The following is a 26,380-nucleotide window of genomic DNA, read 5'->3' on the forward strand; positions in this document are numbered from 1 at the left end:
CGTCCCATCGATCTCGTAGAGCTGAACAAAGGCGATCACAGCCTCGGTGTCGGCGCCGCTGGGCCAATGTGCTCGTGGCAGCAGCGCTGATCGCCAGCGGCTGCACGGGCGCGGCCGACGAGGTTGCAGTGCCGCCGGTTACGACGCTGCTCAGCGATGCCATCCCCGCCACGACCGCTCCCCCGCCAGCACCGCAAGACGACGCTGAGGCTGACCCGCGCGCCGCATATTTCGATATCGACCGCGTGCTCGACATCCGCATCGAAATCGACGTCGAGGACTGGGATGTCCTGCGCAACCAGACCCGCACCCTCGCTGACGTGTTCGCGGAGATCTCCGAATACAGCCTCTCGCAGCCCTTCGCCAGCATCTACACGTGGTTCGGCGCCACGGTGACCGTCGACGGCGAGACGCACGCCGATGTGGGTGTGCGCAAGAAGGGATTCGTGGGCTCCCAGAGTTCCACCAAGCCCTCGCTCAAGCTGCGCTTCGACAAGTACATCGACGGCCAGTCCCTCGCTGGGGGCATGAACCGGATGACGCTGAACAACAGCGTTCAGGACCCCTCGATACTCAACACCTGCCTGGCCTACCGGGTGTTCGCAGCGGCTGGCAATCCCGCACCGCGCTGCAACTTCGCCACGGTGTCGGTGAATGGCGCCGATCTCGGGCTGTACGTGCATGTGGAGGAGTTCAAGGCGCCGTTCCTGTCGCACCACTTCGGGAGCGCTGAAGGCAACTTGTACGAGGGCACGGTCAGCGACTTCACGCCGGAGTTCCGCGGCACCTTCGAGAAGAAGACCAACGAGGACGCCGACGACTGGTCCGACATCGACGCCGTTGTTGCGGCCTTGCGCGATCCTTCAGACGCCGGCTTGGAGGCGCTGGGCGAAATTGTTGACCTCGACCGGTTCCTGTCGTTCTGGGCGACGGAGGTGCTGGTGGGTCACTGGGACGGTTACGCCGGTGACCGGAACAACTACTGGTTCTACCGGGTGCCGGATGGGCGGTTCGTGTTCCTGCCGTGGGGCACCGACGGCACATTCCACCTCTCCGATGACCCCAATCCCTTCGACAACATCTCCGACCCGCCGCCATCGGTGTTGGCGCTGACCGCCATTCCCAACCGCCTGTACAACGACGCCGACTGGCAGGCGAAATACGTCGCCCGGCTGAAGCAGATCCTGGACGACGTCTGGGACGAGACCGAGCTGCTGGCGGCAGTTGACGAGATGGCCGCGATCGTGCAGCAGCACGCTCTTCCCGCCGAGGCCAGCACTGCCGAGCGGGACACCGAGCGAGTGCGGACGTTCATCTCGAAGCGCAAGGCCGAGATTCTCGATGATCTCTCGCCGGAGCCGCCGGAGTGGCCCGAGGCCGAAGCAACTGCACCGCCCTCTGCCGGGTCGGGGACTGTCGAGGTCGCCTTCGAGACCACCTGGGGCAGCAACCTGAATCCCAATCCGCTCGCGCAGGGAACGGTACACAGCATGCTGCTGAACGGTGCTCCCGAAGCAGTAGGGGGAACGGGCGTGTTTGCTGGCGAAGCGAGCCCGGAAGAGAGGATCTTGCTTCCGGGAGTCGATGATCCGGCGTCGATCGTGGTCGTGAAACTCGAAGGTGACGGTTCGGTCAGCGGGATGTCACTGGTGGTGGATCCCGGGCAGTTGATAGCAGGCACCACATTGGTCATCGGCGAGAGTGCCATCGCAGGGGGAATCTGGTCGATCCCGCCGGGAGCGTCGGCGCCGGACAGCTTTTCGCCCTTCACCGAAGGGGTGCTGGACCTGTCGAGCGGCAGCACTACCCCCGGCGCTGCCGTCGTCGGCACGTTCTCGGGTGCGTTCGGGTGGTCTCCGTCGCCGGCGGATAGCGCTGGTGCAGACACGCCAGACGCCGATGCCTCCGCTGGGCCGCTCGATGTCGGTTTGGTCATCAACGAGGTGGCCGCCAAGGGGGACCCGCTCGACTGGTTCGAGCTGTACAACGCATCGCCGGTCCCCATAGCGCTCGACGGCTTGGAGATGGCTGACGATCTCACCGATGTCGGAAAGCGGGTGCCGTTCCCGGCCGGCACGGTCATCGGGCCGGGCGAGTACCTGCAGTTCAGCCTCGACAAGGCGGCTTGGCCAGGTTTCGCGCTCGGCAGCGACGAGGAACTGGGCATCTGGCTGCTCGACGGCACGCTCGTGGCCAGCGTCGACTGGGACGATGGCCAATCCGGTGCCGATGAGAGCTACGCCCGTGTGCCCGATGTCACTGGCCGCTTCCAGACGGTCGGCACCCCGACTCCAGGCGCCGCGAACCAGCCGTAACGTGATGATCGTGCCGGCCGCTTGATCTGACGACCCAAACCCAATGGGCAGGCGGGCGCTCGCTCCTGAAGCTGCTGACGCCTAGGCCGGTGTGTGCTCGAAGGGCAGGTTCGAGTAGCGGCTCTGGGTCACCGTCACCCGCAGCACCACCCGGTTCTCAAGGTTGTCCCGCATCGGGAACGGCTTGGACGTGTACTTGTGACTGATGGCGTCCATGGCGGCCATGTCGGGGTCGGGCTCGACTTCGGCGACGCCTCGCAGCTGCATTTCCTCGTAGGGGTTGTCCATGTCAACGATCGAGATGGCGACTCGGGGGTCGCGCAGGATGTTCTGGGTCTTTAGCGATGTCCGCCCGGTGGCCATGATCACGGTCGAAGCGTCGACGAGGTCGATCCAGATCGGGTCGAGCTTCGGCGAGCCGTCTGCACGCACAGTTGCGAGGTGCGCGAAGTTTGGCCGGCGCACCAGTGCCTGCGCCTCTGCGGCCATGGCCTTCGGAGTCGGCGTCGTCATGAGTTCCCTCGCTTCGTGACCGGGTCGGTGTGCAGGCGCTCACCGTAAACGCAAGCGCCGGGGCACCGCCTGCATGGTGACTCGTGTGTTGCGGGGCGGACCTCGCTAGTCGACGAGGAGCGCAGACTCGACGCGTGCATCGCCAAGCTGGCGCCGGCCGTGGAGGAACGCGAGCTCGACGATGAACGAGAAACCGACGAGCTTGCCGCCGCCCAGCGTGACGAGCTGAGCAGACGCGGCCGCTGTGCCGCCGGTGGCCAACACGTCGTCGACGATCAGCACTCGCTTCCCGTCGGCGACGGCATCGGTGTGCATCTCGAGACGCTCAGCGCCGTACTCCAGCTCGTAGTCGGCACCCAGTGCGGAGCGAGGCAGCTTGCCCGGCTTGCGCAGCGGTACAAACCCGGCGCCCAGCCGATCTGCTGCCGTCCCGCCGATCACAAAGCCCCGGGCTTCGGGAGCAGCAACGAGCTCAACGCCGTGCTCCTCGAACGGTGCAACCAACTCGTCGACGCACGCTGCCAAGCCGGCCGGGTCCCCCAGCAACGGCGTGATGTCCTTGAACACGATCCCCGGCCGCGGAAAGTCCGGCACGTCCCGAATCAACCCCCGCCACACCTCCAGATTCTCTCCCACGCCCGACATCTCGTCATCCCCAGGCAGCTATGGGCGCTGGGCGACGAACAGTGTGGAGATGTAGGGGATTTCCAACTGGCCGGAGGGGTGATGTTGCCCGAGCAGTGTTCGCAGGCGTCGGGTCGTCTCTTCCTCGCCCAGGAGTTTGACGACGGTGTGCATCTGGGATGAGGACCGAGCTAGTTCGATGAACTGCTCGTGGGTCAGCGGCCGGGCCCATTCTGTGGCGGATCTGGCCACATCGTCGAATCCGGCCTCCGACAGCTCGCTGACGACATCGAAACTGCGGTAATCGCGGGTGTAACCCGGGCTGTGCTCTTCGAGGAACGACTCGTAGTCCTCAAAGAGCGGGAGCTGCCGCAACGCACGGTCGTTCTGGATGATCCCGATCACCCCACCGGGAGCCAATACTCGCCGAGCTTCGGTGTAGAAGCGACGGTGGTCGAACCAATGCAATGCCTGCGCGGCGATCACCAAACCTGCTGATGCGTCCTCAAGAGGCAAGTCCTCGGCGGTGCCGACACGGAATTCGACGGCTGCGCCTCGACTGTCGCTCATAGCCTGCGCTCGCATGGCTTCGCCGGGTTCGATGCCGACGATGCGCCACTCAGGCAAGATCAGCGCGAGTTGCCGCGTGGCGATGCCCGTGCCCGAGCCGACATCGACAGCCAGCTGGGGTACAGAGCGGCCATCGAGCCTCGCTCGCAAACCAGCCCACAGCGATTCGGGATACCCAGGCCGAGCCCGGCTGTAAGCACCCGCAAGCTCGTTGAACGCCTGCTGGCGATCAGTCATGGCGGTTGGGGATGTCGACGAGGAGGCCTCTTGGGATGAGGCGTTCGGGGTCGTACATCGGCAGCGTGCACAGCTCGCCGCGCAGCATGGTGCCCTCGTGAGACTCCACATCGAGCCGGGTGCCGGGGCCGTCAGCCGGGTCGTCCATGCGAGCGATGGCGACACCGCATTGCAGGTACGGCGACCAAGCGGTCGAGCACACCCGGCCGATCGGCGCGCCGTTGCGCCTCAGCGTGCGGCCGAGCTGTGCGATATCTCCTTGTGTCCGCAGACCCCAGGTACGACACGCTCGGTCGGCGCGCTCCAGCGCCGCCTTGCCGACGAAGTCGGACTTGTTGAGGTCGACGAAGCGGCCGAGGCCGACCTCGAACGGGTTGACCGTTCGGTCGAAGTCGGACCCTGCGTTGAGGAGCCCGGCCTCAATGCGGCGCGCCCGGAACACCTGCGCCGACGTGATGATCATGCCGAAGGCTTGGCCGACGTCGAGAATGCGATCGCCGACCGCTTCACGGTCGATGTCGGGTGCGAGGTAGAACTCCCAGCCCAGCTCATTGGTGAAGCCCGACCGGGTGATTACCACCGGCTGACCGGCGATCGAGACCTCCGCTATGTCGAAGTAGCGGAACGGCTCAGGCGGCTCGCCGTCGACGACCGCAGCGAGCACCTGAAGCGAACGAGGCCCCTGCACCTGGCTCACCCAGACATCGGGGTCCCGCACCTCCACATCGAGGTCGGCGGCGTGCGCCCGGTACCAGCCATACAGGTCGCCGTTGGCCTGCGCCATCCAGAACCGGTCCTCGGCCAGGCGCAGCATCACCCCGTCGTTGATCATGCCGCCGTCGTGGAAGCAAGCGAATTGATAGGCACAGCGCCCGACACGCACCTTGGACACATCCCTGGGGAACACCCGGTTCGCGAGCCGCTCGGCATCGGGGCCCACAAGCTCGATGGGCAGCTCGCCGGTGTGCCGCAAAATCACCTCCCGGCGCACCTTCCAGTACATCTCGGTCGCCGAGACGTCGGCGAAGCGCACCGGCGTCAGGCGACCGTTGTAGATCTGGTACTCGGGATCGTGCGCCAGCTCCTGGTACATCAGCGGGTGCGGCGCCATCGACATGCCGAGCTCGCTCGGAGGAACGCCCTCGGCGGACAGCGCTTTCGCCACGAACCTCAGCGGCGGCGGCTTCACCGGAACAGCATGCGCGACAGCGCGCGAACAGACAAGCGAAGGCGCCGCGCTATCCGTGTACGCCGGGGGCGGCGGCCCTTCCGCAATCGCGGGCTAGATGCGGACGAGTCGGAAGACCGGAATCTCGCGGCCGTGCTCGGTGGCGCTCTTCTCGTACTCGGCGAACTGCGGCATCAGAGCAGCTTGGGCATCGAACAGCCGCTTGCGCTCGTCACCGTCGGTGAGCACCGCCGTGGCCTCCCACGTATCGGCGCCGACTTCAACCGTGACGGCCGGGTTGGCGACGAGGTTGTGATACCACTGCGGGTTCTCAGGAGCGCCGCCCTTGGAGGCGATGACCACGATGTCGTCGCCGTCGGTGGAGTAGACGAGCGGCGAGCACAGCTCCCGTCCGGTCTTGGCGCCGGTCATGGTCACGAGGATCATCGGCGCCCCCTTGAGCCAGCCGCTGCAGTTGCCCCCGTTCTCGCGGAACTCCTTGATCACAGGCTCGTTCATCTTCACAAAGTCCACGGAAATCTCCTGTCTGGCGAACTCAGGCAGTATTGCCGCTTGGACCGATGACGTCCTGCATCTCGCGGACGTGGCGCAGCCACAGCCCGCCGCCGTTGAACGGACGCGGGTCGTAGGAGGCGTGCCCGAGCAGCCGTTGCACGCGCTCGCTCTGGCCCGAGAGCTCTCCGAGGCTGAAGTCCATCGGGCTAGCTTCTTCAGGCGTCAGCCACCCGGCTACGAAGCTGACGTGGAATGCCCGGCGCCACCGGTCATCGGTCTGGTTGGCGCCGCCGCCATGCAGCACGTATCCCGAATAGACGAGCGCATCGCCCGGCCCCAGTTCCGCCGGTACCGACTCCCGCTCTTCGTAGCGGTTGAGCTCCGACAGCCGGTGGCTGCCCGGCACCACCCGGGTGGCGCCCAGCTCCTCGGTCACATCCTCCAGGCCGATCATGGCGCTGACCGTGACCTCGGGCGAATCGGGCCACGTCGCCTTCACGAACGCCCACCAGTTGTTGGCATCGCGGTGCAGAAACTGGGCGGGCTCGCCTGGTCCGATGTACATCACCTGGGCGGTGTTCAGCCAGTACGAGCCGCATATCGGCAGCAGCACCGCGTCGGCGATCTGGGCGTAGAGCTCGTTGTCGAGAACGTCGAAGAACGCCGGCGTCAGCCTGGCCAGGCTGGAGAAGCGGATCGTGTTCGACCCGACGAAGAGCTTGCCGTCGTCGCCGAGCCCCTGCGTCGCCCCACCCGGCTGGACTCCTCGGGCGAACTCATCGGCCGCCTCCCGCATCTGGGCGATCGTCTCAGCGCCGAACATGCTCTCGACGATCACCCCACCGTCATCTCGCATCGCCTCAAGAATCGGCTCCAGTCCCTCTGCTGCGGGAATCCTCTGCAACGATCGAACGGCGGTCTTGCTCATGGAGGCACGTCTCGGCATTCGGGGCCCGCTCATCGGGCCGTCTGCCCAGAAACTACCTGTCGGCCAGCGCCTGCAAGTCGGTACACGCCTTGTACAGGACGCGCTCGATCTGAAGACTGGGTGGCACGTCCGTGCGCTTGCGGTACGTCGTGAACTGATCTTCGGCGACGGGTTCAAAGCAGAAAACCCCTACGGCGTCCACCACCTGTTCCGCTGTCGAGGCCCATCTCATGGCGCGGACGAAATCAGCTTGGTTGACGACTCGGATTCCGATGAAGAAGTAGATCATCGGCTCGATGCCTCGGAGCCAAGTCGTGATGTCACCGCCGCCAGCTCCACCGGTGCGCTCGCCAGCACCCTCGGCCACGCGCCGTCGGCTGTATTCGCCCTTGAGATCGATGCTCTTGAAGGCGAGTTCCTTGACACGCTTGTCGATGTCGGCTGAGCCAGGCCGACCGTCCGGTTTCTGCTTCGGATTGTTGGCGTGCTTCGGCGTCCCGAACATCTTCGCTTCGAGTAGAAACCGGATTGGGCCCTCGTCTGGGAACGCACCATCGAGGTTGTGTACTGGGACGATCAGTCCGGGAACTCGAGACCTCGTTGCCAGAGCTCCGATGCCGGAGCAGTTCTGAAGCAACACAGCGAGCAAGTCGTTGAAGAAGTCACCCTTGCCGTTTTGAAGGTCGGCAGTCAGTTCAGACTTCGCCTCATCGGACAGGTCCGCGCCTGCAGTCGCAGCGACGGACCCATCGAACGCCTCCATTGCACTCAGGAACGACTCTTCGACTTGATCCCAGCTCCCGTGCCCCTGTTGGACGGCGTCCTCGAAAACGGGAGTGAATGGCCTGCATCGGGGACTCGTCATCCACCGAGGTGTCGATGTCTCGCTCATTGCCTCGGTGGCCTACATCCGTACCCGGGACCGAGACGTCGAAAGAACTGAGAGGGCGCCTTGGTCGAGTCCATACACCCTCGCAGCTGCACTGGTGGCTGCCCCGACATCTCGGATGCGGAAGGCCGTGCGCAAGTCTTCTTCGTCAGTCGCTGCGAGCTCCGTCGGCTCAGGCACCCGAATCTTGCGGAGGTATTGAGCCTGGAAGCGGTAGGTGCCGCCCCGCATCTTGACGCAGTAGGCCCCGACGAACAGGTTCGCGACGTCCGAGAGCAGAAGACCCCCGAGAACTTCGAGGTCCCAAGTGTCCGAGACGACGTAATAGAGGTTGTGGTGGGGGTAGTAGAGCCCGACGTCGAGTACCGGATGTGCGGTCGACTTGATGTCGGGTAGTAGCAGCTTCGGCCTCTCAAGCAGCCCAGGTGTCACGCGGTCAATCGTCCGATACCAAGCGCTCGGTCTCCGGCGAGCAACGTGCCGACTCCTCACATGCGATTCGTGTGTACGCAGATGCGCGGCCAGACCTGGGAAGTCCGCGAGGTCTACCAGCCGCCCTTCTCGCCAAGGGTTGATGAGGTACTTGCCGGACCACTTCGCTTCACCATCCGCAGTGTCGCTCGCTGTCAGAATCGGCAGCAGTCGATCGTCCTCGATGCCGTTCGGATTGTCGGACACGTAAACGTCGTCGCACCCAGTAGCGACGCCGATGCCCACTCGCGTCCCTGTGTGCGGGTCTTCGAGGGAACGAAACCGCGACTCGAGATCGGCCAGTACCTCAAGCGTGCTCGGCGCACCACTCGGCCAGTGAGCGCTGCCCTTGGGCCAATCTCGTAGCTCGGCAGTCTCGAATGACTCGCCGGCAGGCGTCTCTTGTGCCTCGGACCGAAGCCAAGTTGCAAGGCTGCGGCTCGCCGACTCGTCGAAGGACTTGCCAGCCTCGACGAGTCGAACGGGTCCCTGGGGGGCATTTCGAATCACGGCGATAGCTGGGTACGCAGAAACAGCTGCCTCAAACGCATCGGCGTCGTGCATCTCGATGAGTGTCTCTACTGCGTAGTGCTCACCGACGAGCTGTCGTAGGCGGGCGCCGTACTGGTTGCGCATCCAACGGTCAGCGCAAATGAAGCCGAGACGGCCACCCGGACGCAGTAGCGCGAGGCCCTTCTCGAAGAATCCGACGAACAGGTCCGCCCGCCCTCGCATCGTCGAACACGCTGCCCTGTACGCGCCGCTGACTTCGTCCGGGATGTGCTCCAGCCGGACATAGGGCGGATTGCCAACGACGAAATCTGCGCTGAGGTCCCTGTGATCGGTGAGCAGGAAGTCACTGGTCGTGACCCATTGCTCAGCGAGGTCCTCGGCGACACTGACCGGCTCTCCGAGTTCGAGGAGCTTGGCCACGGCGGCTTTTCGCGTGTGTTCAGCGTTGTGAGACAGCAGATCGAAGCCGTTGACCGCGTCGCCGAGATCGGCAAGCGTCCGACCGTGCTGTCTGCAAGACGCCGACAACCGCTCAATGATCGGGATCAGAAATGCGCCACAGCCGCACGACGGCTCCACGACGGTCGCGGCCCCAAGGTCCTCTTCAGGGCGGTACCCGACCAAGTCCAGTATGAGATCGACCACCCACCGGCGCGTGAAGACCTCGCCGTGTTCGCCCTTGGGATCTGGCGCCCAAGTAATCGGCGGCGTCGTGCTCGTGAGCGTCAACTGGGCACCCCTCATCGCCGGGTCCTCGCTTCAGAAATCAAACTACATCTGTGTAGCCTCATACGCTGCGAAGCTAGATAACCGGTGTGACACCCTGTGCCCGCTACGACTTGCCGACGGCCCTGTTTCGATGCCGGCTGAAGCGCACCACCGTCAAATGCGGGGTGAACCGGATAGGCCGATCAAGTGGGTCGAATACGAGGCAGCGACACGTGCCGTCCGAATGAGGTGATTCGCCAGCGTAAGGAGTTCCAGCGCCGTGACTGGATCGTCAGGGTACGCATGTTCATGCGCTCGTGGATTGCGCACGCCAGTCATAACGCCTGAGAAAATCTCCATGTAACCCTGCTGCTGCGCCTTCTCCGATCGTGAGCCGAGTGCGTTGAGTCTCAGAACTGGGTTGTCTCGCGAGAACGCCTTCTTCATCAAGCCCGCACCATCCAGTGCATCAAGGCCTGTCAGGTCTTTGACGAGGTTATTGAGACACTTGCAGGCCTCTTCGACTGCCATCGCGTAGTGGCCGTCGAGAAACAGCTTCCGGGTCGTTCGACGTAGTTCGTCATCATCCACAACCTGGTCGTACGTCAGTTGATCAGATCCATCACCTTGGAGGCTTGGTGCCGGTGGTCCAAGTCCCAGCGCATATGCCTCCGCGCCGATCGCGGCCGCAATCCGGTAACCGCGAAGGGCAACGCTGCGCGTTCGCGTATCAGTCATCGGCGTACAGATGCTCAGCCATGCTCTGGAAGATCTTGTCGATCTGTTCGGCGCTCGCGTCCGAGGAAATATGGATCTGAATATTGATGTTCAGCCCCAGCTCTGCTCGTCGCTGCCGATTCTCGACCACGGCCTCCGTCGCCCGTGCGGGTCGACCGGAAGCTGGACCCGGCGGAGCTTTGCGTGGTGCAGCCTTCTTCTTCGCAGCCGTACCCGTAGTGGCGACAGCAGCCGCACCCGCGGGGTCCGCCTCTGCGATCAACGCATAAAGGGACGCCATACCGGATGCCGCACCCTGTCCTGATCCCGTGTTGCGACTGAACCATGCCGTGACGCCAGTCGAGTCTGCAGACGGATCTGGGAACGCAGAGCGAAGACTGTCTGGGTAGACATCGGAGAGAATCGCTTCGCAGACTTCCTCGTAGGAATCATCCAGCCGCCAGTCCTGAGCGCGCTCCGTCGGCCGGCCGTCGTCGTCGATCAAGCCCAGTGTGCGCAACGGGCCGATCAGGTTGCCCGCAGAGGCTGTCGAGCTGAGTCCGAGCACGGACTGTAGGTAGTCAGCGTCAACCAAGCGCGGCACGGTTTGACGAAACCGCTCGCGCAGAGCCCACCAGTTCTTCGCGGGCAACCTGGGATAGGTGCGTCGGGCGGATTCTTCAGCCATGGTCATTTCTCCCCATGCAAGAGTTGGGCTGGCCTGTCGCTGCCCTGATGATGAAGCAACCTAGCAACAGGTCCAGTGGATCACAACATTGTAGTTTTGATCCCTGAAATTGTTTCACTTTCAAACCGGTGGGCGATAATACCACTTGACCTGTGCTAATAGGCCAACATTAGCAGCGGCCACATCGCGAACTGCAGTATCTTGTGCAGAGGACACCGCTCCGTCTGAACAGCGACATAGGTGTCCTCTATGCCCACGGGCTCGATTCTCGAAGCAGGGCTAGCGTCCCCTGCATTCACCGCGCACGAGCCTTGGGGACGCTGATGGACATCACCACCGTTGACCGGGATCGGGCAGCTCAGTACACCGACGACGTGGTCGAGCTGGTGTACAACTCGGGGCCGCCCACCTACGACTATCAATTCGTTACCCGAGCGGCGTTCGATCGGCTGATCGGCGACTCGTGGCTCGCTGAGGGCACGCTGTGCGGGTACGACGAGACCACGGTCGCCCTAGAGGGTGACGATCTGCTGGGCATCGAGATCGGCTATGCCGGGCCCGAATTCGATCGTCGGAAGAAGACGCTGCGACCGCTGTGGGAGAGCATCATCGAAGACGGGGCCGTGACCCACGACGAGCTTGCCGAGATCGCCCGGCGCTCCTATCTGGCCAGCTACCTCAACGCAGCTATCCCCGCCAGCGCCTACTACGTCCACGCCCTGTCTGTCCGGCCAGATCATCACGGCCAGGGCATCGGCGCCGCACTCATGAAGGACGCCATCGACCGGGCCGCAGATGAGGGTTACCGGGTCGTTCACCTCGACGTGCTGTCCGACAACCCGGCGGTCAAGTTCTATGAGGCGTTCGGCTTCGAGGTGCTGGCCCAGACCGTCGCGCCCATCCCCCACAGCCACGGCGTGCCGATGGAACAGCGCATGTCGCTCGACCTTCGCTGAATCGGGACAGGCCGACAGCAATGACTGACTTCGTCCGCACCGACGACGCGCACTTCGACGCGCTGACCGACTGGAGCTACGAGCCCCGCTACCACCAGTGGAAGGACCTGCGCGTCCACTACATCGACGAAGGCCCCGCCGATGGGCCCGTCATGCTGCTGCTGCACGGGATGCCGACCTGGGCGTACCTGTACCGCACCATGATCCCGGGCCTCGTGGACGCCGGGTACCGCTGCATCGCGCCCGATCATCTCGGTTTCGGCCGCAGCGACAAGCCGACCGATCCGAACTGGTACTCGATCGCCCGCCACACCGAGGTGCTGACCTCGCTGGTCAACGCACTCGACCTGACCGACGTCTCTGTGGTTTGCCAGGACTGGGGCGGACCGATCGGCCTGTCCCAGGCGGCGATGATGCCCGAGCGATTCAGCCGCCTCGTCATCATGAACACTTGGCTCCACCACCCCGAGTTCGACTACGACGAGAGCTTCCTGCAGTGGATCGACGCGTGGAAGCCCGGCGGCCGGTATGCCCACCCGCAGCCCAGCATCGGGCTCGTTCCGCTGCTGGCCGGACGCATGGTCCGCTCACGACATGTGGTGCCGGCGATCAAGGCGCGAGTCGAACCGGAACTCGACGGCGAAGCGGCGCTGAGGTACGCGGGGTTCTCGGCACCGTTCCGAGGCCTGCCCGAGGCAGGCTTCAACGGCGCCCGCTGGTTCCCGCTGTCCATCCCGGTCGGCAACTACGACAGCGGCAACGGCGCAGGCCAGGCATTGCACTACCGGGTGCTACTGGGCTGGGACAAGGCCGCGCACTTCGTCTGGGGCGCCCAGGACGATGGCTTCAGCGAGGAGTGGGGTCGCACCTGGGCCGGGCAGATGAACGCGCCGATCGATGTACTGCCCGACGCGGGCCACTTCCTGCAGTTCACCCACGGTCCCGAGATCGTCGAACACATCGTGCGACGCGCCCGCGGCTGAACGCGCGGGAAACACGGCGACGCTGGCCGCTGAACCCGGCACCACCTATTCCTTGTAGGCGACGGCTTCGATCTCGATGAGGGCGCCGGGAATGATGATCCCGGCAATCACGGTGGTGCTCGCCGGCGGCTCGTCGGGGAAGTACTTCTTGCGAGCTGCGCTGTACTCGCCGTACTGGTCGATATCGGTGATGAATGCCTGCAGCTTCACCACATCGGCCATCGAAAAGCCCTCTTCGGCGAGCGCCAGATGTATGTAGTCGAAGATCTCCTCGGTCTGCCCGCCCATGCCTTTGGTCAGGTCGTTGGCGATGCAGCCCGAGACGTAGATCGACGGCCCGGCCCTGACCGCCGGGGCGAAGGCCCCGCTCCGGATCAGCTCCGGAACCGGGTGTGCCTCGATGAGCGCTTCTGAACGAATGACTTTGCCGACCATGGCCGGAGATTAACCGTGGCGCTGAATGCGATCTGCAGCTCGCACCAGTGCCGGCGTCGGCGCATCGTGGCAGGATCACCGCATGGACGAGCTGCCGGCATTCTTCGCAGACTTCAAACGGGCAATGTTCCGCTGCGACGCCGAGGCGCTCGCCGCCACAGTGACCGACGACTTCGTGTGGGAGCTGCACGCCGGCGCATCGCCGGGGGAACCCGCCGGGCGAGTGCTCCGAGGTCCCGAAGCGATGGCCGAAGAGTTCCGCCGACGCAAGCACGAGTGGACCGACGTCACCTACGAAGACGTCGACGAACGCATGGCCGGCGATGATCTGATCGTGCAGACGTTCGTCGTGTCGGGCACCGATTCACGAGGCGAGAGATTCCGCTCGCACGCCGTGGACCTGTACCCGCTGCGAGACGGTCGAGTCGCCGCCAAGCGCACCTTCTGGAAGATCGACGGCCTCGGACCGGCAGTCTGATTGACGACCGCCGAATCCGCGAAGGGCAGCGTCGCGACGGGCGGGATCAGCCGCTCGGCGGGGGCTCGTCGGCAACCACAGACTCGGTGACCATGCGGTCGATCTCCGACTGGTCGATGCCGATCTCGGCGAGCACCTCGCGCGTGTGCTCGCCGTACTGCGGTGACGCCCCGAGCGTCGGACTGGCCGCCTCGCTGAAACGCAGCGGCATACCTGACGTCGTGTAGCGCCCGAAGGCCGGGTGCTCGATGTCCACCGCGTAGTCGTTGGCGCGGACTTGCTCGTCTTCCAGCGCCTCATAAGGCATGTGGTACGGCCCGCACGGGAACTCGGCGTCGCGCAGCGCGGCCAGCCACTCAGCGGTCGTGCGAGTCCGGAACAAGGTCTCGGCAGCGTCAACGAGGTCTGTGAATTCATCCGTATCAGGCCGGCGAAGGTCGACTCTCGGCAAGCCGGTCACCTCGTGAAACTTGTCCCGCAGCGCCGGGCTCAGGCCCGCCACGGTGATCATCCCGTCTGCCGTCATGTAGGTGCGGAAGTAGATCCGGAACGTGCCCGCGCCGGGAATGATCCGGTCCTCGTAGATGCGCCGCTGGTCGACGAAGTCCACACCGGCGGCCCGGGCTGCCGCCAGATCCTGCTTCAGCTCCGCCAGCACCTCGGCATCGCTCTCGAAGTCGCCGATCATCGGCGTGGCGAGCGACATCGCCGTGCCCAGCAACGAGCTGTCGACCCGCTGACCCTTGCCGGTCAGATCGCGGTGGCGCAGCGCGGCCACCACGCCCAGCGCCGAGACCATGCCGGTGCCGAAGTCGTTCACTGCGGGTCGGGTCGCCGACGGCACACCGTGCTCAGCCCGATTCATGATGAATCCGGCGCCGCTGCGGGCCTGTACCAGCACGTCATACCCGCCGAGGTGGGCGTCGGAGCCCTCCGGCCCGAACGCGGTATGCGCCAAGTAGACGAGCCGCGGATTGACCGCTGCAGCGTGCTCGAAGTCGATGCCGTACCGCTTGAGATCACCCGGCTTGAAGGCCACCAGCGCCACGTCCGCCCAAGCGAAGAGCCGGTCGGCGACCGCAGCTGAATCGGGATGCTGCAGGTCGAGCACTATCGCCCGTTTGCCTGGATTGATGAGGGCGTACGCCTTCGCCTCCATCGGAGCGAGCGACGCCAGCGAGCGCATGGCGTCGCCGCCGGGCGGCTCAACCTTGACGACCTCGGCACCCATGCCCGCCAGTAATCGGCCGCAATGCGGAATCGCAGCATTCTGGGCGAACTCCACCACTTTGATCCCGGCCAGGATTCCGTCACCAGCGTCGCGTGCTTCGGGCTCGGCGGGCGCGTTCATCGGCTTCAGTACTCCGCTCGTCACCGGGAGGCCGGGGGTTCGTACGGGTCAGGCGTTCCCACCGGGATCAATGGATGTGCGGCAACGCTGTCCCAGAATTCAGCAACTGCAGCCATCACGGGCCGCTGGACCCAGGTGTTCGACGGCAGGAACACATCGTGGCGCTCGCGCGGATCGTCGTAGAGGTTGAACGCCCGCGGGATGCTCAATTCGATGGGCGGATCACCCATGAATTCCTGCCAGACGAAGTGCAGCTTCCAATTGCGCCACTTCACCGCATGCAGCCGATCGGCCACGAAACACAGCACCGACTCGCGTCCCGAGCGATCCGACGAGCCGTCCAGCAGCGGCATGAGGTCGATGCCATCGATGGGCCGGTCGTCGGGAAGGTCGGCCCCAGCCGCCGCGGCCAATGTGGTGAAGATGTCGGTGGCATGTGCCAGCTCGTTGCTCATGCCTCCGGGCGGAATCCTGCCCGGCCACCGTGCGATGAACGGCACACGGAGACTTCCCTCCATTGCCGTGAAGTACGAGCCGCCCCACGGGCCGGTCCAGCCCCGCCAGGGAAGGACGTCTTCCGCACCGTTGTCGCTCGTGAATATCACCAGGGTGTTGCCTGCAATGCCCAGCTCGTCGAGCACCCCGGCGAGGTGGCCGACGCGGTCGTCGGTCTCCCGGAAGGCGTCTGCGAAGTCGCCGAGCCCGGTGGCGCCGGCGTAGTCAGGGTGCGGCAACGTCGGAAAGTGCGGGAACGCCAGGGGCAGGTACAGGAAGAACGGCGCACCCTGAGCAGCACATCGCCGTATGAAACCCTCGCCTCGCTCGAAAGCCTCAGCGTCGAAGAGGGCTCGCGCGGTGGTGTCATAGTCGCCCACTGCCACGGCAGCCTCGCCCCTCCGACCCTCGAGGAGCTGCTCCGGAGGCACGATCTCGGGGTCGTAACCGGCAGAGGTCGACCACAACGATGAGTCATGCGTCTCGGCGAGGCCCCACCACTCGTCGAAACCCCGCTCGTGCGGCTGGCGACCCGGCCCGTCGCCGAGATGCCATTTCCCGAAGTGCGCACAGCGGTAACCCACCGAGGACACGAGCTCTGCCAGCGTGACCTCCCAGCGCGTCAAGCCGCTGGGCTGACCCGGCAGCGGAATGCGGACCGTGCCTGAGCGGATCGGGAAACGGCCGGTCATCACCGCAGAACGGGAGGGCGTGCACTGCGCCTCCATGTTCATATTGGTAAGGCGCACTCCCTCTGCGGCCAGACGATCGATGTTGGGTGTCGGCACACCGCGCACCGCTCCCCCGCCATAGCAGCCCAATTCGCCGTATCCCAGATTGTCGACGAACACGAACAGGATGTTCGGGCGGCGGGAATCGGCGCCGGATCGCTCAGCCATCAGCTGCAGACGCCGGCGCTTCAACGACCGGAGCATCGGTTGCCAACTCGCTCACGGGACGGCCGCCGAGCCTGGGTCCGGTTGTGTGCAGGTGGCACCACACGGTCCCGCCCGTGGCGGTCGGCACCGGTTCGGGGAACGACTTCCAGCACACGTCCATGGCGTGCGGGCACCGTTCGGCGAATGGGCAGCTGTCGGCCGGTGCCCCGCCGCTGGCACCGGCTACGCCCTGGGCCAGCTCACGCCGGCGCTGCGACTTGACGTGCTGCACGGCAGGGTCGGGGTCGGGAATCGAGGCCAGCAACAGCTCGGTGTAGGGGTGCGCCGGACGCTCGCAGATGTCATCGGAATCGCCCAGCTCGACAATCCGGCTGTGGTACATGACCGCGATGCGGTGGCACGTGTGACGCACCACCGCCAAGTCGTGCGCAATGAACAGGTAGGCCGCGCCGGTCTCGCGCTGCAGCCGTTCCAGCAGGTTGATGACCTGGCTCTGGGTGGACACATCGAGTGCCGAGACCGGCTCGTCGAGCACCAGCAGGTCCGGCTCGGTTGCCAAGGCACGGGCGACGGCAATCCGCTGACGCTGGCCGCCCGAGAATTCGTGGGGGTAGCGGTCGAGGTGATGGCGTTGCAGACCGACCTGGGTGAGCAGTTCGCCTGCCCGCTCTCTCGCCGCACGCGAGTCCATGTCGAAGTGGATGCGCAGGGGCTCGGCGATGATCGCACCCACCAGCATCGAGGGGTTCAGCGATCCGACCGGGTCCTGGAACACCACCTGCACGGTCTTGCGGTACTCGGTGGGCACGCGCCGACCGAAACCGGTGACATCGAAGTCGCCGAGCCGGATAGAGCCGCTCTGCGGCCGCAGGAAGCGAAGCACGGCGCGGCCGAGCGTGGTTTTGCCCGATCCCGATTCCCCGACCAGGCCGAGCGTGTCGCCGGCGTCGATCTTGAGCGACACGTGCTGGACCGCCCGCACGTCAGGCAAGCGCTGCCACGGCAAGGCACCGCGCCCGCCACCGAACACAATCGTCAGATCGTCGATGTCGAGGAGTGGCTCGCTCACGTCGGCTCACCCTCCTCGCTGGGTTGCTCCCACCCGGCGATGCCCACGACCGTCTCTCGCTGCACGCCCTGCAGCTCGAGTTCGTGGCTGCGTTCACAGCGGGTGAGCGACGCCCCCAGCGGCCGCAGCTCGACAGGCCCCCGGCGGCACTCGATCGCCTCGTAGGGACAGCGGTCGGCGAAGTGGCAGCGGTCCGGCCATTCCCACGGCGGCGGCACCACACCCGGGATTGTCGGCAGGTCCCCGACCCGCGGCTCATTGCGAGGAATCGCTGCGATCAGCCCCTCGGTGTAGGGATGGCGAGGCGTGGCGAAGACGTCGGCGAGCCGGCCGGTCTCCACGATCTCGCCGGCGTACATCACGGCCACCTGGTCGGCAAGGTCGGCCACCACGCCGAGGTCATGGGTGATCAGCAGCACTGAGACACCACGGCTGCGTGCAAGCTCGCCGATCAAGTCGAGCATCTGGCCCTGCACGGTGACGTCGAGCGCCGTGGTGGGCTCGTCTGCGATGAGCAGCTTCGGCTCGCACGACAGAGCCATGGCGATCATCACCCGCTGCGCCATGCCGCCCGAGAATTGGTGCGGATAGGCGTCGATGCGCTTGTGCGGGTCGGGAATGCCGACCTCGGCGAACAGCTCGATGACTCGCTCTCGGGCCTGCTTCCGGGTCATGTCAAGATGCACCCGCAGCGGCTCCGCCACCTGCCGGCCGACGGTGTACGCAGGGTTCAGCGCGGCTGAGGGCTCCTGGAAGATGATCCCGATCTCGCGGCCCCGGATGTGACGCAGGTCGTCGAAGTCCATGCGGACCAGTTCGCGGCCGTCGAGCATGATCGACTCGGCGCTGGCCTGTCCGGGGTCCGGCACCAGGCCCATCAGCGACAGACCGGTGATGGTCTTGCCTGAGCCCGATTCGCCCACCAGCGCCATCACTTCGCCCCGGCCGATGTCGAGGTTCACGTTGCGCACGACCGTCATGTCGGTGCCTTCGCCCGGCTTGGGAAAGACGATGTCCAGCCCTCGCAGGCTGAGCAGGGGGTCGTCAGTGTCTCGCGGCGGCCGGGGCGGGGCGGCAGCGCTGCGCTCCTTGGGAATGACGTCGCCGACGCCCACTCGGCCGCCACGGGCCTCGCGGGCAAAGGCGTCGCGCAGCCCGTCGCCGAAGACGTTGAAGGCCACCACCGTGAGGAAGATGGCGATGCCCGGCGGGATGGCAGGCCAGATCGTGCGATCGATGCTGATCTCCGCGTCGCGCAGCATCCGTCCCCAGCTCGCCTGGGTGGCGTCGGCACCGATCCCCAGGAAGCTGAGGGCCGCCTCGGCCAGGACCGCTTGAGCGAACAGCAAGGTGGTCTGCACGATGAGCGGCGGCGCGACGTTGGGGAGGATGTGACGCCACATCACTCTCCGGTCGCCTGCGCCGGCAGCCCGCGCACCGTCGACGTAGAACTCCTCACGGGCAGCGAAGACCTCCGCCCGCACCAACCGGGTGATGATCATCGAGAACACGAGGCCGATCGCCAGCATGGCGTTGGTGAGCCCCGTGCCCAGCCCGGTGATGATCGCCATCGCCATCACGACCGCGGGCACGGCCACGACGATCTCCACGAACCGCATGGCGATGCGGTCGGCCCAGCCGCGGAAGTAGCCGATGGCCAGCCCGAGCGGAACGCCGATGACCAGCGCCACCAGCACCGCTTCGACGCCGGCGATCAGCGCATAGCGGGCGCCGAAGAAGATGCGGGTCAGGATGTCCCGCCCGACGTGGTCGGTGCCGAGCAGGTATCCGGCCTCGCCGGGGCTGAACAAGATGTCTTGGAATCGGGTCGCAAGGATCTCGTCGTGAGACGTGAGCAGCGGGGCAAAGATCGCCGCGATCACCACGATGACGAGGTAGGCGGCCCCCGTCATTGCCACCTTGTTGCGCAGCAGGCGCGACCAGAACCGGCTGCGGGTGGCCCGTGTCGCCGACTCCTGAGCCATGGGCGACTGTCCGGTGACGTCACCCGAATCGGCAGTGCCGCCCAGTCCCGCCAGGGTGTCGCTCATTCCGGCCTCACCTTCGGGTTCAGCCAGGCATAGCTGAGATCCAGCACGATGTTGACGACCACCACCACCGCCGCGGTCACCATCACGAACCCGAGCAGGGCCGGCATGTTCTGGCGCAGTATGGCGTCGACACCGAATCTGCCGAGACCCGGCACATTGAAGACGAACTCCACGAAGATCGAGCCGCCGATCAGCGCCGATGTCTGGAAGCCCGCCAGCGTCACGACCGGGATCGCCGCATTGCGAATGGCGTGACGTGACACCACCCGCCGCACAGGGAGCCCCTTGGCCAGCGCTGTGCGCACGTAGTCACGCTGGAGCACGCCGATCATCGACGAGCGGGCCTGGCGGGCAATCGCCGCAGACGCGGAGATGCCCAACGCCACGCACGGCAGGATCAACGCTTCGACCCATGCGAAGAACGTCTCCGGCCGGGTCGTGGGCCAGATGGCCGGCAGCCACTGCAGCTTCACCCCGACGTAGTACGCGAGCACCAGGCCGATCCAGAAATTCGGCACGGCAAGCCCCAGCGACGATGCGACGGTGATCGTGCGATCAGGCCATCTCCCGGCCTTGAGCGCAGCCAGCACACCGAACGCGCTGCCGATGGCCAGCGCCACGATCAGCGATCCGAACACCATCGACAGCGTCACCGGGATGCGATCGCGCAGCTCCGTCGTGATCTTCTCGCCGTTGAACCAGTTGGTGCCGAGATCACCGACCACAGCGCTGTTGAGCCAGTCCCAGTACTGCACCATCAGCGGACGGTCGATGCCGAGTTCGGCGCGCTTCTGGGCGAGCGACTCCAGATCGGCGTCGTCGCCCATGATCGTGGCTGCCGGGTCGACCGGATTGAGCTGGGCCAGGAAGAAGACCAGCGTGGCCACCATCAGCATCAGCGGGATTGCGGCGAGGATCCGGCTGACCAGCAGTCGAAACACCTAGCACCCCCCTGCGCTGCCGCCACGTCAGTTCGGCATCTTGAAACCGGTCGTCAAGGCTAGGGCGAAGCCCTGGACTGAGCGGACCGCGGCCGCTCGTTCTCTTGGTGACGGCTTCGCGCCAGCAGCGGTTCCTGCCACGCGTCCAAGCGTGGACTTGCTTCCCAAGGCGATCTCGAGCCTGCCGAATACGCAGGCGCTGACTTGACGGCCGGCGCGGAGCGACACGCTCAACGGCACGCCTCGTTATGAGGAAACCCAGAGATCTAACAACGAGTTGTGCCTATTCTTCATTTTTGTGTCGCTAAAGAAGAACACGGACGATCGTCGGGGTGTAGGAGGGTTGGTGCGTCAGCGGCCAAGCGCGCTGCTCGGCTGCCGACGCCGAGTATTGGCCGGTGTCGTCGCTGTGCTGCTGCTGTTGGTGTTGCCGATCCCCTCTGCGGCCGCTCAGGACTCGGTGCCTGCGGAATCGGGGCCGTCTGAGAGCGAGATCGAGCAGGCTCGTCTGTCGGGTTCGGTGCATTCGAGCCTGCCGGAGCTGTGGCCCAATCTGTGGCGCGCGGCGAATCTGGGAACGCTACGTCTGGAGTGTCCTCAGACAGTGGTGGAGGGCGACCTGATCAGCTGCTTCGTGCATGAGTACTCCCTCATCGGCAGGATCTGGCTGACGGTGATCAGGCTGGAGGACATCTACCGGCTGCCGGTCCCGAACGTGACAGCGACCGCGTCCTCATCGTCGGTGCCGTCTGAGCAGCTTTCGGGTCGTTTCGTGTCCCCCGGCTTCTCGGTGGAGTCGAACAAGCGCTGGTGGGTGTTCGTGGACACCGTCGATGATGACAGTTGCGATCCCCAGCCGTACTCGCTGGAAGTGAGCATGGCTGGCTTGGGCCAGTCTGCCGTGGCAACGGTGACGGTGCTCGACGACGGCGACGCCAGCGCTCCGGGCGAGTCGGGCGCGCAGTGTGTGGCACCGGTGCCGATAGAAGTCCTGGACGCGTCGGCGTCGGAGGACGACGGCTCGGCGGTGTTCACGGTGCGCGCCACTGGCGCAGCGCCGACGGACGGCGTGCGGGTCGACTATGCGCTGGCACCCGGTTCGGCGTCTGCAGGGACGGACTACAGTGACGTTTCGGGGACCCTGACGATCCCCGCAGGTGCTCGCCACGCGACGATCTCGGTGCCGCTCACCAATGACACCACCGCGGAGAGCGACGAGTCGTTCAGCCTGACGCTGTCAAATCCGATGGGGGTGTTGCTGTCGGACGCATCGGCGACCGCGACGATCACCGACGACGACGGCACCGCGACGCCTGCGCCGCCGCCGCCGGCTGTGTGCAGCGATGTGGTACTCGTCGGTTCGGTCCGTGACGTGTTCGATATCACCCAGTCCGGCTTCGCGGGAGATCACCACGCGTTCGTGGACGTCGACGTCACGTGTCCGGACGCCGGTTCGCCGGCAGGGCTCCCCATCGCCATGTCAGTAATCGAAGGGCCGCAGGCGAGTCTCGGCGCGAGCACATATTGCCTGGTGCAGACCGGCACACGAACAGTCACTGCGGCCGCCGCATCGGCCGCTGGGTGCGAGACCTTCGCGGTGTCGCGGCCTCTCGGCAACCGCGAAGGTGGCCGTTCAACCCACCTGCTGCAGATTCCTGACGCGAGCGTCGGCCAGACTCACCAGTTGCTGGTGTGGGTCGACGCCGACCGCGACCAGACGCACGACCGCGGCGAGCCGTACCAGTACATCACGGCCGACTTCAGGGGCCGCTCCGTGGGCGGCAGCACACTGATCGACTTCGATCTGCCGGACAACTTCGAGGCGTCGCTGGTGACGCCGTTCAGCGACCGCGTCAGCCGAGCAGGGCAGTACACCACGCTGCGGCTGAGCCTCAAGACCCGAACCGACGAAGTGATCGGCCATACCCTCGGTGGCCCCGTCTACCGCAAAGATCCGGTAGTGGGCGCCCCGGTGTCGGTGTCGATGCTGGCGGGACCGAGCCGCACCGCGGAGGTGACCTGTTCCACGCCGCCCACGGCCGACGCGCCCTCGCCCGGCTACTCCGACGCCTGCATGAGCGATTCGTTGGGCCATGTGGACGTCAGGTTCCGGGTGCCATCGGGCGGTGTGAGCGCCCTGCGAGGCCAGCAGGACACACTGCGCGTGTGGCTCGACGACGACCGGGACGGCCGTTACGACTTCGAGACCGTCGACGAGAACCAGCGCATCGTTACCCCCGAGCCCAGCACCACCGTCGGCGTGCCGGTGGCCAAGACCGTCAGCTACGTGGCAATGGGCGACTCGTACTCCGCAGGAGAGAACGGCCGCACGAGCTTCCCGGGTTTCGTCGGCGAGTATCGGCAAGGAGTGGGTCTCGCGGACACCAAGTGTCGTAGGTGGGATCGGGCCTATCCTGAGGTCCTGCGGAGGAGCCTGCTGCGCAGCGGCGATCTCAGCATCCGCGTCGAGTACGTCACCTTCGCGTGCGTCAGCGCGAGACCGCAAAACGTCTATGACGCCTTGGATCCCCACGGCACTAACACCGACAGTCGCAGCATTAGGACTCAAGGCCCTACAGCGGGTGCGGTTCAGGAACCCCGTCAGGCGTTGTCGCTCGCCCGTACCGATTCCCGCAGTGTCGACTTGGTCACCATGACCATCGGTGGCAATGACGTGAGCTTCGCGGCCATTCTTGGAGACTGCGTGACGCCGTTCTACCAGAACAACGACACGACGTGTGACGAGAGCGATGTCGTTGACTGTGCAATCGCTGCCAATGAAGGTCATCTCACCGAATGCACTACGCCGTTGAGTTACGACGGCGTATTCGAGACGGTCGAGGAACGAGTCGTTGACGTGCTGGCGCATGTCCGGGAGATCGCCCCTCAGGCGTCGGTGATGTTGCTGGGCTATCCGTACCTGACGCCGGTGATGGAACTGTGCGGGGGACTCACACGCGATCAGATCGAATCGCTGAACTCCCGCTACGAGGCCCTCCAGACTCACGCCAGTCAAGCCCTATTCGAGCAGGTGCGCCGCGCTTATGAGAAGGAATTGAGCGACTTGGGTCTTTCTGATCCTTGCCAAGACCGCCTTGAGGCATATCTCGAAACCTTCCATGACTGCGCAGACCTGGATGCGCGTGAGGTCGCTTTCGCCTTGGGCAGCGGTTGGGCCGACAACTTTGGAAGTGATGCTGCTGGACAGTTCGCTCCGGGTGTTGTGAAGATTGATCCTGGGGAAGCGCTGTTCTTGCGTCGGGGGGCGGACGATCTGAACGCTGCTCTGCAGAATGCGGCGTCGCGTGCTGGGGTGCATTTTGTGGATGTGGTGGGCGGCGTGGAGTCGTCGTTGCACCCGACGGGGTTTGTCGGGCATGACCAATGCAGCGGCGAGCCGTGGCTGAACGGTTTCGTGGCCGACGACGTCGAGGACAATGGTGCGAACGGCAAGTCGTTCCATCCAACGGTGGCGGGTCATGTGGGGTATGCGGAGATCTTGTGGGACTACATCCGCAACGCAATCCGCGACCCGGAGGTCGGTTTGAACGAAGCAGGCCTGCCGGTCAATCCCGACCCGCAGGACGACGAGGATGCAGCGGCCGCGGCGGGTTCTGGGCACTCGGGGCGCAGTGCTGAGGACGACTCGTCTCAGGGTGCTGCCGACGATGGCGCCGAGACGGGCGACGCTGAGGAGGACACGGACTTCTCGTGGGGTGTGCTGGCGGTGAAGCGCGCGGCGGCGGTGTCGGGCTGCGGCGCGGCGTTCGTCTCATCTGCTGAGAAGGTGAAGCTCACTGCGGGTGGCTTCGGGGCGAACTCGACGGTGTCGTTCGTGGGCCGTGCCGCTTCGGCGGGCGATGCGACGCTGACCAACCCGACGATTCCTGACGCGACTGCGGACGCGAACGGCCGCGTGGAGGTGTCGTGGGCCGTGCCCGCGGCGCCTGCTGCGAGCGTGGACGCGGCGCCGCGGGGGTACCTGTTCCAGGCATCGAGCGAGGACGGCGACGAGACGCGGCATGCGTTCATGACGGCGCCGCTGCTGGCCTATCCGGGCACGGCGCCGTGCGCGACGGCCGACACGGCGTCCACGACGCTGGGCCAAAGCGTGCAGGTTCGGGTGCTCGGCAACGACACGGCACCGACGGGCGGCTCGTTGAATGCCGCGTCGGTGAGAGTGCGGCCCGCGGAGGGCGGCACATTCGCGGTCGATTCCTCGACGGGTGTGGTCACCTTCACGCCTGATGGGGGGTTCTGGGGCTCTGTCGAGACGTCCTATGTCGTGTTCGACAGTTGGGGTGTGGGGCTCGCAGCCGATCTCACGGTCACGGTAGACGCGGGCTGCACCATCACCGGCACGGCACGGACCGTGCTGATCGAGGGCACCGACGGAGACGACGTGATCTGCGTGCCGGACCGCGACGACTGGCAGGCGTTCCATGTGATCGACGCAAAAGGCGGCGTTGACGTGATCCTGGGCGGCGCCGGGACCGAATGGATCTATGGCGGGGCCGGTGATGATGTGATCTGGGGCAACGGCGGCGATGACCGGATCGTGGCGGGCGCCGGTCTGGACACGATCCACGGCGGTGCCGGAACGGACTCGATCTACAGCGTGGACACGGCCGACACGATCGTCGACGACAGTTACGAACTGGTCGTGTCCCCGTCAGTCGTGGTGCCACAGTCGGGCCCCGCAGCCGAGGACGACTGGGCGTGGGCCGAAGCGTCCCAGACCATCGAGATCGACGTGCTCGGCAACGACAGCGACCCCAACGAGGACCTCGTATCCGGCTCGCTTCGCATCACAGTGCCCCCGACGCTGGGCGCCGCCGTCGTAAGCGAGACAGCCGACGACCGCCGCGTGGTCAGCTACCGGGCACCTGCCGCTGCTGGTTCGGACTCGTTCAGCTATGAGGTGTGCGACTCGCTGGGCAACTGCGCCACAGCGCGTGCGACCGTGACAGTAGGAGCGGTCTGCACGATCACGGGCACCGAGGGCGACGATGTTCTGTGGGGCACGCCCGGCGATGACGTGATCTGCGGCCTGGGTGGCGATGACGTGATCCACGGCCAGGGCGGCAACGACGTGCTCATCGGCGGACCAGGGAACGACAACATCGCAGGCGGCCAGGGCAATGATGTGCTGATCGGCGGCGCCGGCAAGGACTACGGGTCGGGCGGACGGGGAGACGACACCATCTGGGGCGGCGACGGAGACGACGCGCTCTACGGCGACGACGGCAACGACACCGTCTGGGGCGGTGACGGCAGCGACAACCTGAGCGGCAACGACGGCGACGACCGCATCTCGGCTGGTGCGGGCGACGACATCGTGTGGGGCTACGACGGCAACGACCGCATCTGGGGCGGCCCCGGCGCGGACCGCATCTGGGGCGGCATGGGCAACGACACTCTGTTTGGCGGCTCAGGGCACGACGCGCTGCGCGGCGGCGTCGGCGACGACGTGCTGTGGGGCGGCCCGGGCAACGACACCCTTGAAGGCGCAGCAGGCACCGACACCCTCCACGGCGGCGCCGGCAACGACCGGATCGACGGCGGCGACGCGAACGATGTGCTGTGGGGCGGTCCCGGTGACGACATCTTGTGGGGCAAGAACCACAACGACGAACTCCACGGCGGCGCCGGCGCGGACACCTTGCGCGGCGGCCTAGGAGACGATCGCCTGTGGGGTGGTACCGGCAACGATGACCTCAACGGCAACAGCGGCACCGACCACCTCGACGGCGGCGACGGCGGCGACAGCTGTCGGCGCGCAGCGACGACGGCCGGCTGCGAGTAATCGCCTCAATTGGGTGAGTGTGTCACTTGAGCCACCCGAGCCCGTATTCGCGCCATCCA

At 65.7% G+C, this 26,380-nt stretch carries 21 protein-coding genes; 5 read left to right on the forward strand and 16 right to left on the reverse strand.

The genetic code is table 11. The features are described 5' to 3' along the window. Positions 1-74 precede the first annotated feature (74 nt). Positions 75-2,315, forward strand: coding sequence for a CotH kinase family protein (locus tag ACOGI5_RS13500; RefSeq protein WP_419864928.1), 2,241 nt, complete (start codon positions 75-77; stop codon positions 2,313-2,315). Positions 2,316-2,396: 81 nt separating this feature from the next. Here the strand turns inward: ACOGI5_RS13500 and ACOGI5_RS13505 are convergent, their stop codons facing one another. The 10 genes from ACOGI5_RS13505 to ACOGI5_RS13550 all read right to left on the reverse strand — a co-directional run bounded on the left by ACOGI5_RS13505 (position 2,397) and on the right by ACOGI5_RS13550 (position 10,863). Beyond that, complete coding sequence (locus ACOGI5_RS13505; protein ID WP_419864929.1) at positions 2,397-2,828, reverse strand: PPOX class F420-dependent oxidoreductase; 432 nt, start codon at positions 2,826-2,828, stop codon at positions 2,397-2,399. 105 nt (positions 2,829-2,933) lie between these two features. Next, positions 2,934-3,473, reverse strand: coding sequence for an adenine phosphoribosyltransferase (locus ACOGI5_RS13510; RefSeq protein ID WP_419864930.1), 540 nt, complete (start codon positions 3,471-3,473; stop codon positions 2,934-2,936). A gap of 18 nt (positions 3,474-3,491) precedes the next feature. Next, the gene (locus tag ACOGI5_RS13515; protein ID WP_419864931.1) at positions 3,492-4,259 is read right to left on the reverse strand and encodes a class I SAM-dependent methyltransferase; all 768 of its coding nucleotides are present in this window, start codon (positions 4,257-4,259) and stop codon (positions 3,492-3,494) included. After that, on the reverse strand, positions 4,252-5,448 hold the full coding sequence (locus tag ACOGI5_RS13520; protein WP_419864932.1) for an aminomethyltransferase family protein: 1,197 nt from the start codon (positions 5,446-5,448) through the stop codon (positions 4,252-4,254). Before ACOGI5_RS13520 ends, ACOGI5_RS13515 begins: the two co-directional genes overlap by 8 nt. 93 nt (positions 5,449-5,541) lie before the next feature. Beyond that, positions 5,542-5,946 (reverse strand): nitroreductase family deazaflavin-dependent oxidoreductase, encoded by a 405-nt coding sequence (locus ACOGI5_RS13525; RefSeq protein WP_419864933.1) that lies wholly within the window; start codon positions 5,944-5,946, stop codon positions 5,542-5,544. Positions 5,947-5,983: 37 nt separating this feature from the next. Next, the gene (locus ACOGI5_RS13530; RefSeq protein ID WP_419864934.1) at positions 5,984-6,871 is read right to left on the reverse strand and encodes a phytanoyl-CoA dioxygenase family protein; all 888 of its coding nucleotides are present in this window, start codon (positions 6,869-6,871) and stop codon (positions 5,984-5,986) included. A 52-nt stretch (positions 6,872-6,923) separates the two neighbouring features. Then, entirely contained in the window at positions 6,924-7,634 is a 711-nt protein-coding gene (locus ACOGI5_RS13535; RefSeq protein WP_419864935.1) for a hypothetical protein, read from the reverse strand. A gap of 141 nt (positions 7,635-7,775) precedes the next feature. Further along, complete coding sequence (locus ACOGI5_RS13540; protein WP_419864936.1) at positions 7,776-9,488, reverse strand: Eco57I restriction-modification methylase domain-containing protein; 1,713 nt, start codon at positions 9,486-9,488, stop codon at positions 7,776-7,778. A 138-nt stretch (positions 9,489-9,626) separates the two neighbouring features. Then, positions 9,627-10,190 carry a TIGR02391 family protein gene (locus ACOGI5_RS13545; RefSeq protein ID WP_419864937.1) on the reverse strand — a complete coding sequence of 188 codons (564 nt, stop codon included), beginning with the start codon at positions 10,188-10,190 and terminating at the stop codon, positions 9,627-9,629. After that, entirely contained in the window at positions 10,183-10,863 is a 681-nt protein-coding gene (locus tag ACOGI5_RS13550) for a DUF5343 domain-containing protein (RefSeq protein WP_419864938.1), read from the reverse strand. The genes ACOGI5_RS13545 and ACOGI5_RS13550 overlap by 8 nt, the downstream gene beginning before the upstream one ends. A 317-nt stretch (positions 10,864-11,180) precedes the next feature. On the opposite strand from ACOGI5_RS13550, the gene ACOGI5_RS13555 reads away from it, so the two are divergent. Continuing rightward, positions 11,181-11,813 (forward strand): GNAT family N-acetyltransferase, encoded by a 633-nt coding sequence (locus ACOGI5_RS13555; RefSeq protein WP_419864939.1) that lies wholly within the window; start codon positions 11,181-11,183, stop codon positions 11,811-11,813. Between the two features lie 20 nt (positions 11,814-11,833). Beyond that, complete coding sequence (locus tag ACOGI5_RS13560) at positions 11,834-12,796, forward strand: alpha/beta fold hydrolase (protein WP_419864940.1); 963 nt, start codon at positions 11,834-11,836, stop codon at positions 12,794-12,796. 45 nt (positions 12,797-12,841) lie between these two features. Here ACOGI5_RS13560 and ACOGI5_RS13565 read toward each other — a convergent pair whose 3' ends face one another. Then, on the reverse strand, positions 12,842-13,231 hold the full coding sequence (locus ACOGI5_RS13565; RefSeq protein WP_419864941.1) for a RidA family protein: 390 nt from the start codon (positions 13,229-13,231) through the stop codon (positions 12,842-12,844). A 25-nt stretch (positions 13,232-13,256) separates the two neighbouring features. Between ACOGI5_RS13565 and ACOGI5_RS13570 the strand changes: the two genes are divergently transcribed. Further along, on the forward strand, positions 13,257-13,709 hold the full coding sequence (locus ACOGI5_RS13570) for a nuclear transport factor 2 family protein (RefSeq protein ID WP_419864942.1): 453 nt from the start codon (positions 13,257-13,259) through the stop codon (positions 13,707-13,709). Positions 13,710-13,755: 46 nt separating this feature from the next. Here ACOGI5_RS13570 and ACOGI5_RS13575 read toward each other — a convergent pair whose 3' ends face one another. Genes ACOGI5_RS13575 through ACOGI5_RS13595 form a run of 5 tightly spaced genes read right to left on the reverse strand, consistent with a single transcriptional unit; the run spans position 13,756 to position 20,515 of the window. Beyond that, on the reverse strand, positions 13,756-15,060 hold the full coding sequence (locus ACOGI5_RS13575) for a CaiB/BaiF CoA transferase family protein (RefSeq protein WP_419864943.1): 1,305 nt from the start codon (positions 15,058-15,060) through the stop codon (positions 13,756-13,758). A 20-nt stretch (positions 15,061-15,080) separates the two neighbouring features. Next, the gene (locus tag ACOGI5_RS13580) at positions 15,081-16,454 is read right to left on the reverse strand and encodes an arylsulfatase (protein WP_419864944.1); all 1,374 of its coding nucleotides are present in this window, start codon (positions 16,452-16,454) and stop codon (positions 15,081-15,083) included. Then, positions 16,447-17,523 carry an ABC transporter ATP-binding protein gene (locus ACOGI5_RS13585; RefSeq protein ID WP_419864945.1) on the reverse strand — a complete coding sequence of 359 codons (1,077 nt, stop codon included), beginning with the start codon at positions 17,521-17,523 and terminating at the stop codon, positions 16,447-16,449. Before ACOGI5_RS13585 ends, ACOGI5_RS13580 begins: the two co-directional genes overlap by 8 nt. Continuing rightward, positions 17,520-19,574 (reverse strand): dipeptide/oligopeptide/nickel ABC transporter permease/ATP-binding protein, encoded by a 2,055-nt coding sequence (locus ACOGI5_RS13590; protein ID WP_419864946.1) that lies wholly within the window; start codon positions 19,572-19,574, stop codon positions 17,520-17,522. Before ACOGI5_RS13590 ends, ACOGI5_RS13585 begins: the two co-directional genes overlap by 4 nt. After that, positions 19,571-20,515, reverse strand: coding sequence for an ABC transporter permease (locus tag ACOGI5_RS13595; RefSeq protein ID WP_419864947.1), 945 nt, complete (start codon positions 20,513-20,515; stop codon positions 19,571-19,573). Before ACOGI5_RS13595 ends, ACOGI5_RS13590 begins: the two co-directional genes overlap by 4 nt. A 346-nt stretch (positions 20,516-20,861) precedes the next feature. On the opposite strand from ACOGI5_RS13595, the gene ACOGI5_RS13600 reads away from it, so the two are divergent. Next, positions 20,862-26,321 (forward strand): Ig-like domain-containing protein, encoded by a 5,460-nt coding sequence (locus tag ACOGI5_RS13600; RefSeq protein WP_419864948.1) that lies wholly within the window; start codon positions 20,862-20,864, stop codon positions 26,319-26,321. The last annotated feature ends 59 nt before the right edge of the window (positions 26,322-26,380 follow it).

This window comes from Candidatus Poriferisodalis sp. (assembly GCF_965208925.1).
Classification (GTDB): domain Bacteria; phylum Actinomycetota; class Acidimicrobiia; order Acidimicrobiales; family Poriferisodalaceae; genus Poriferisodalis.

Coding starts and splice junctions, on each gene's coding strand:
- ACOGI5_RS13525 (WP_419864933.1), bottom strand. CDS start 5,946: ATGAACGAGCCTGTGATCAAGGAGTTCCGCGAGAACGGGGGCAACTGC.
- ACOGI5_RS13505 (WP_419864929.1), bottom strand. CDS start 2,828: ATGACGACGCCGACTCCGAAGGCCATGGCCGCAGAGGCGCAGGCACTG.
- ACOGI5_RS13560 (WP_419864940.1), top strand. CDS start 11,834: ATGACTGACTTCGTCCGCACCGACGACGCGCACTTCGACGCGCTGACC.
- ACOGI5_RS13575 (WP_419864943.1), bottom strand. CDS start 15,060: ATGAACGCGCCCGCCGAGCCCGAAGCACGCGACGCTGGTGACGGAATC.
- ACOGI5_RS13555 (WP_419864939.1), top strand. CDS start 11,181: ATGGACATCACCACCGTTGACCGGGATCGGGCAGCTCAGTACACCGAC.
- ACOGI5_RS13515 (WP_419864931.1), bottom strand. CDS start 4,259: ATGACTGATCGCCAGCAGGCGTTCAACGAGCTTGCGGGTGCTTACAGC.
- ACOGI5_RS13535 (WP_419864935.1), bottom strand. CDS start 7,634: ATGGAGGCGTTCGATGGGTCCGTCGCTGCGACTGCAGGCGCGGACCTG.
- ACOGI5_RS13530 (WP_419864934.1), bottom strand. CDS start 6,871: ATGAGCAAGACCGCCGTTCGATCGTTGCAGAGGATTCCCGCAGCAGAG.
- ACOGI5_RS13590 (WP_419864946.1), bottom strand. CDS start 19,574: ATGAGCGACACCCTGGCGGGACTGGGCGGCACTGCCGATTCGGGTGAC.
- ACOGI5_RS13565 (WP_419864941.1), bottom strand. CDS start 13,231: ATGGTCGGCAAAGTCATTCGTTCAGAAGCGCTCATCGAGGCACACCCG.
- ACOGI5_RS13540 (WP_419864936.1), bottom strand. CDS start 9,488: ATGAGGGGTGCCCAGTTGACGCTCACGAGCACGACGCCGCCGATTACT.
- ACOGI5_RS13510 (WP_419864930.1), bottom strand. CDS start 3,473: ATGTCGGGCGTGGGAGAGAATCTGGAGGTGTGGCGGGGGTTGATTCGG.
- ACOGI5_RS13570 (WP_419864942.1), top strand. CDS start 13,257: ATGCGATCTGCAGCTCGCACCAGTGCCGGCGTCGGCGCATCGTGGCAG.
- ACOGI5_RS13580 (WP_419864944.1), bottom strand. CDS start 16,454: ATGGCTGAGCGATCCGGCGCCGATTCCCGCCGCCCGAACATCCTGTTC.
- ACOGI5_RS13550 (WP_419864938.1), bottom strand. CDS start 10,863: ATGACCATGGCTGAAGAATCCGCCCGACGCACCTATCCCAGGTTGCCC.
- ACOGI5_RS13545 (WP_419864937.1), bottom strand. CDS start 10,190: ATGACTGATACGCGAACGCGCAGCGTTGCCCTTCGCGGTTACCGGATT.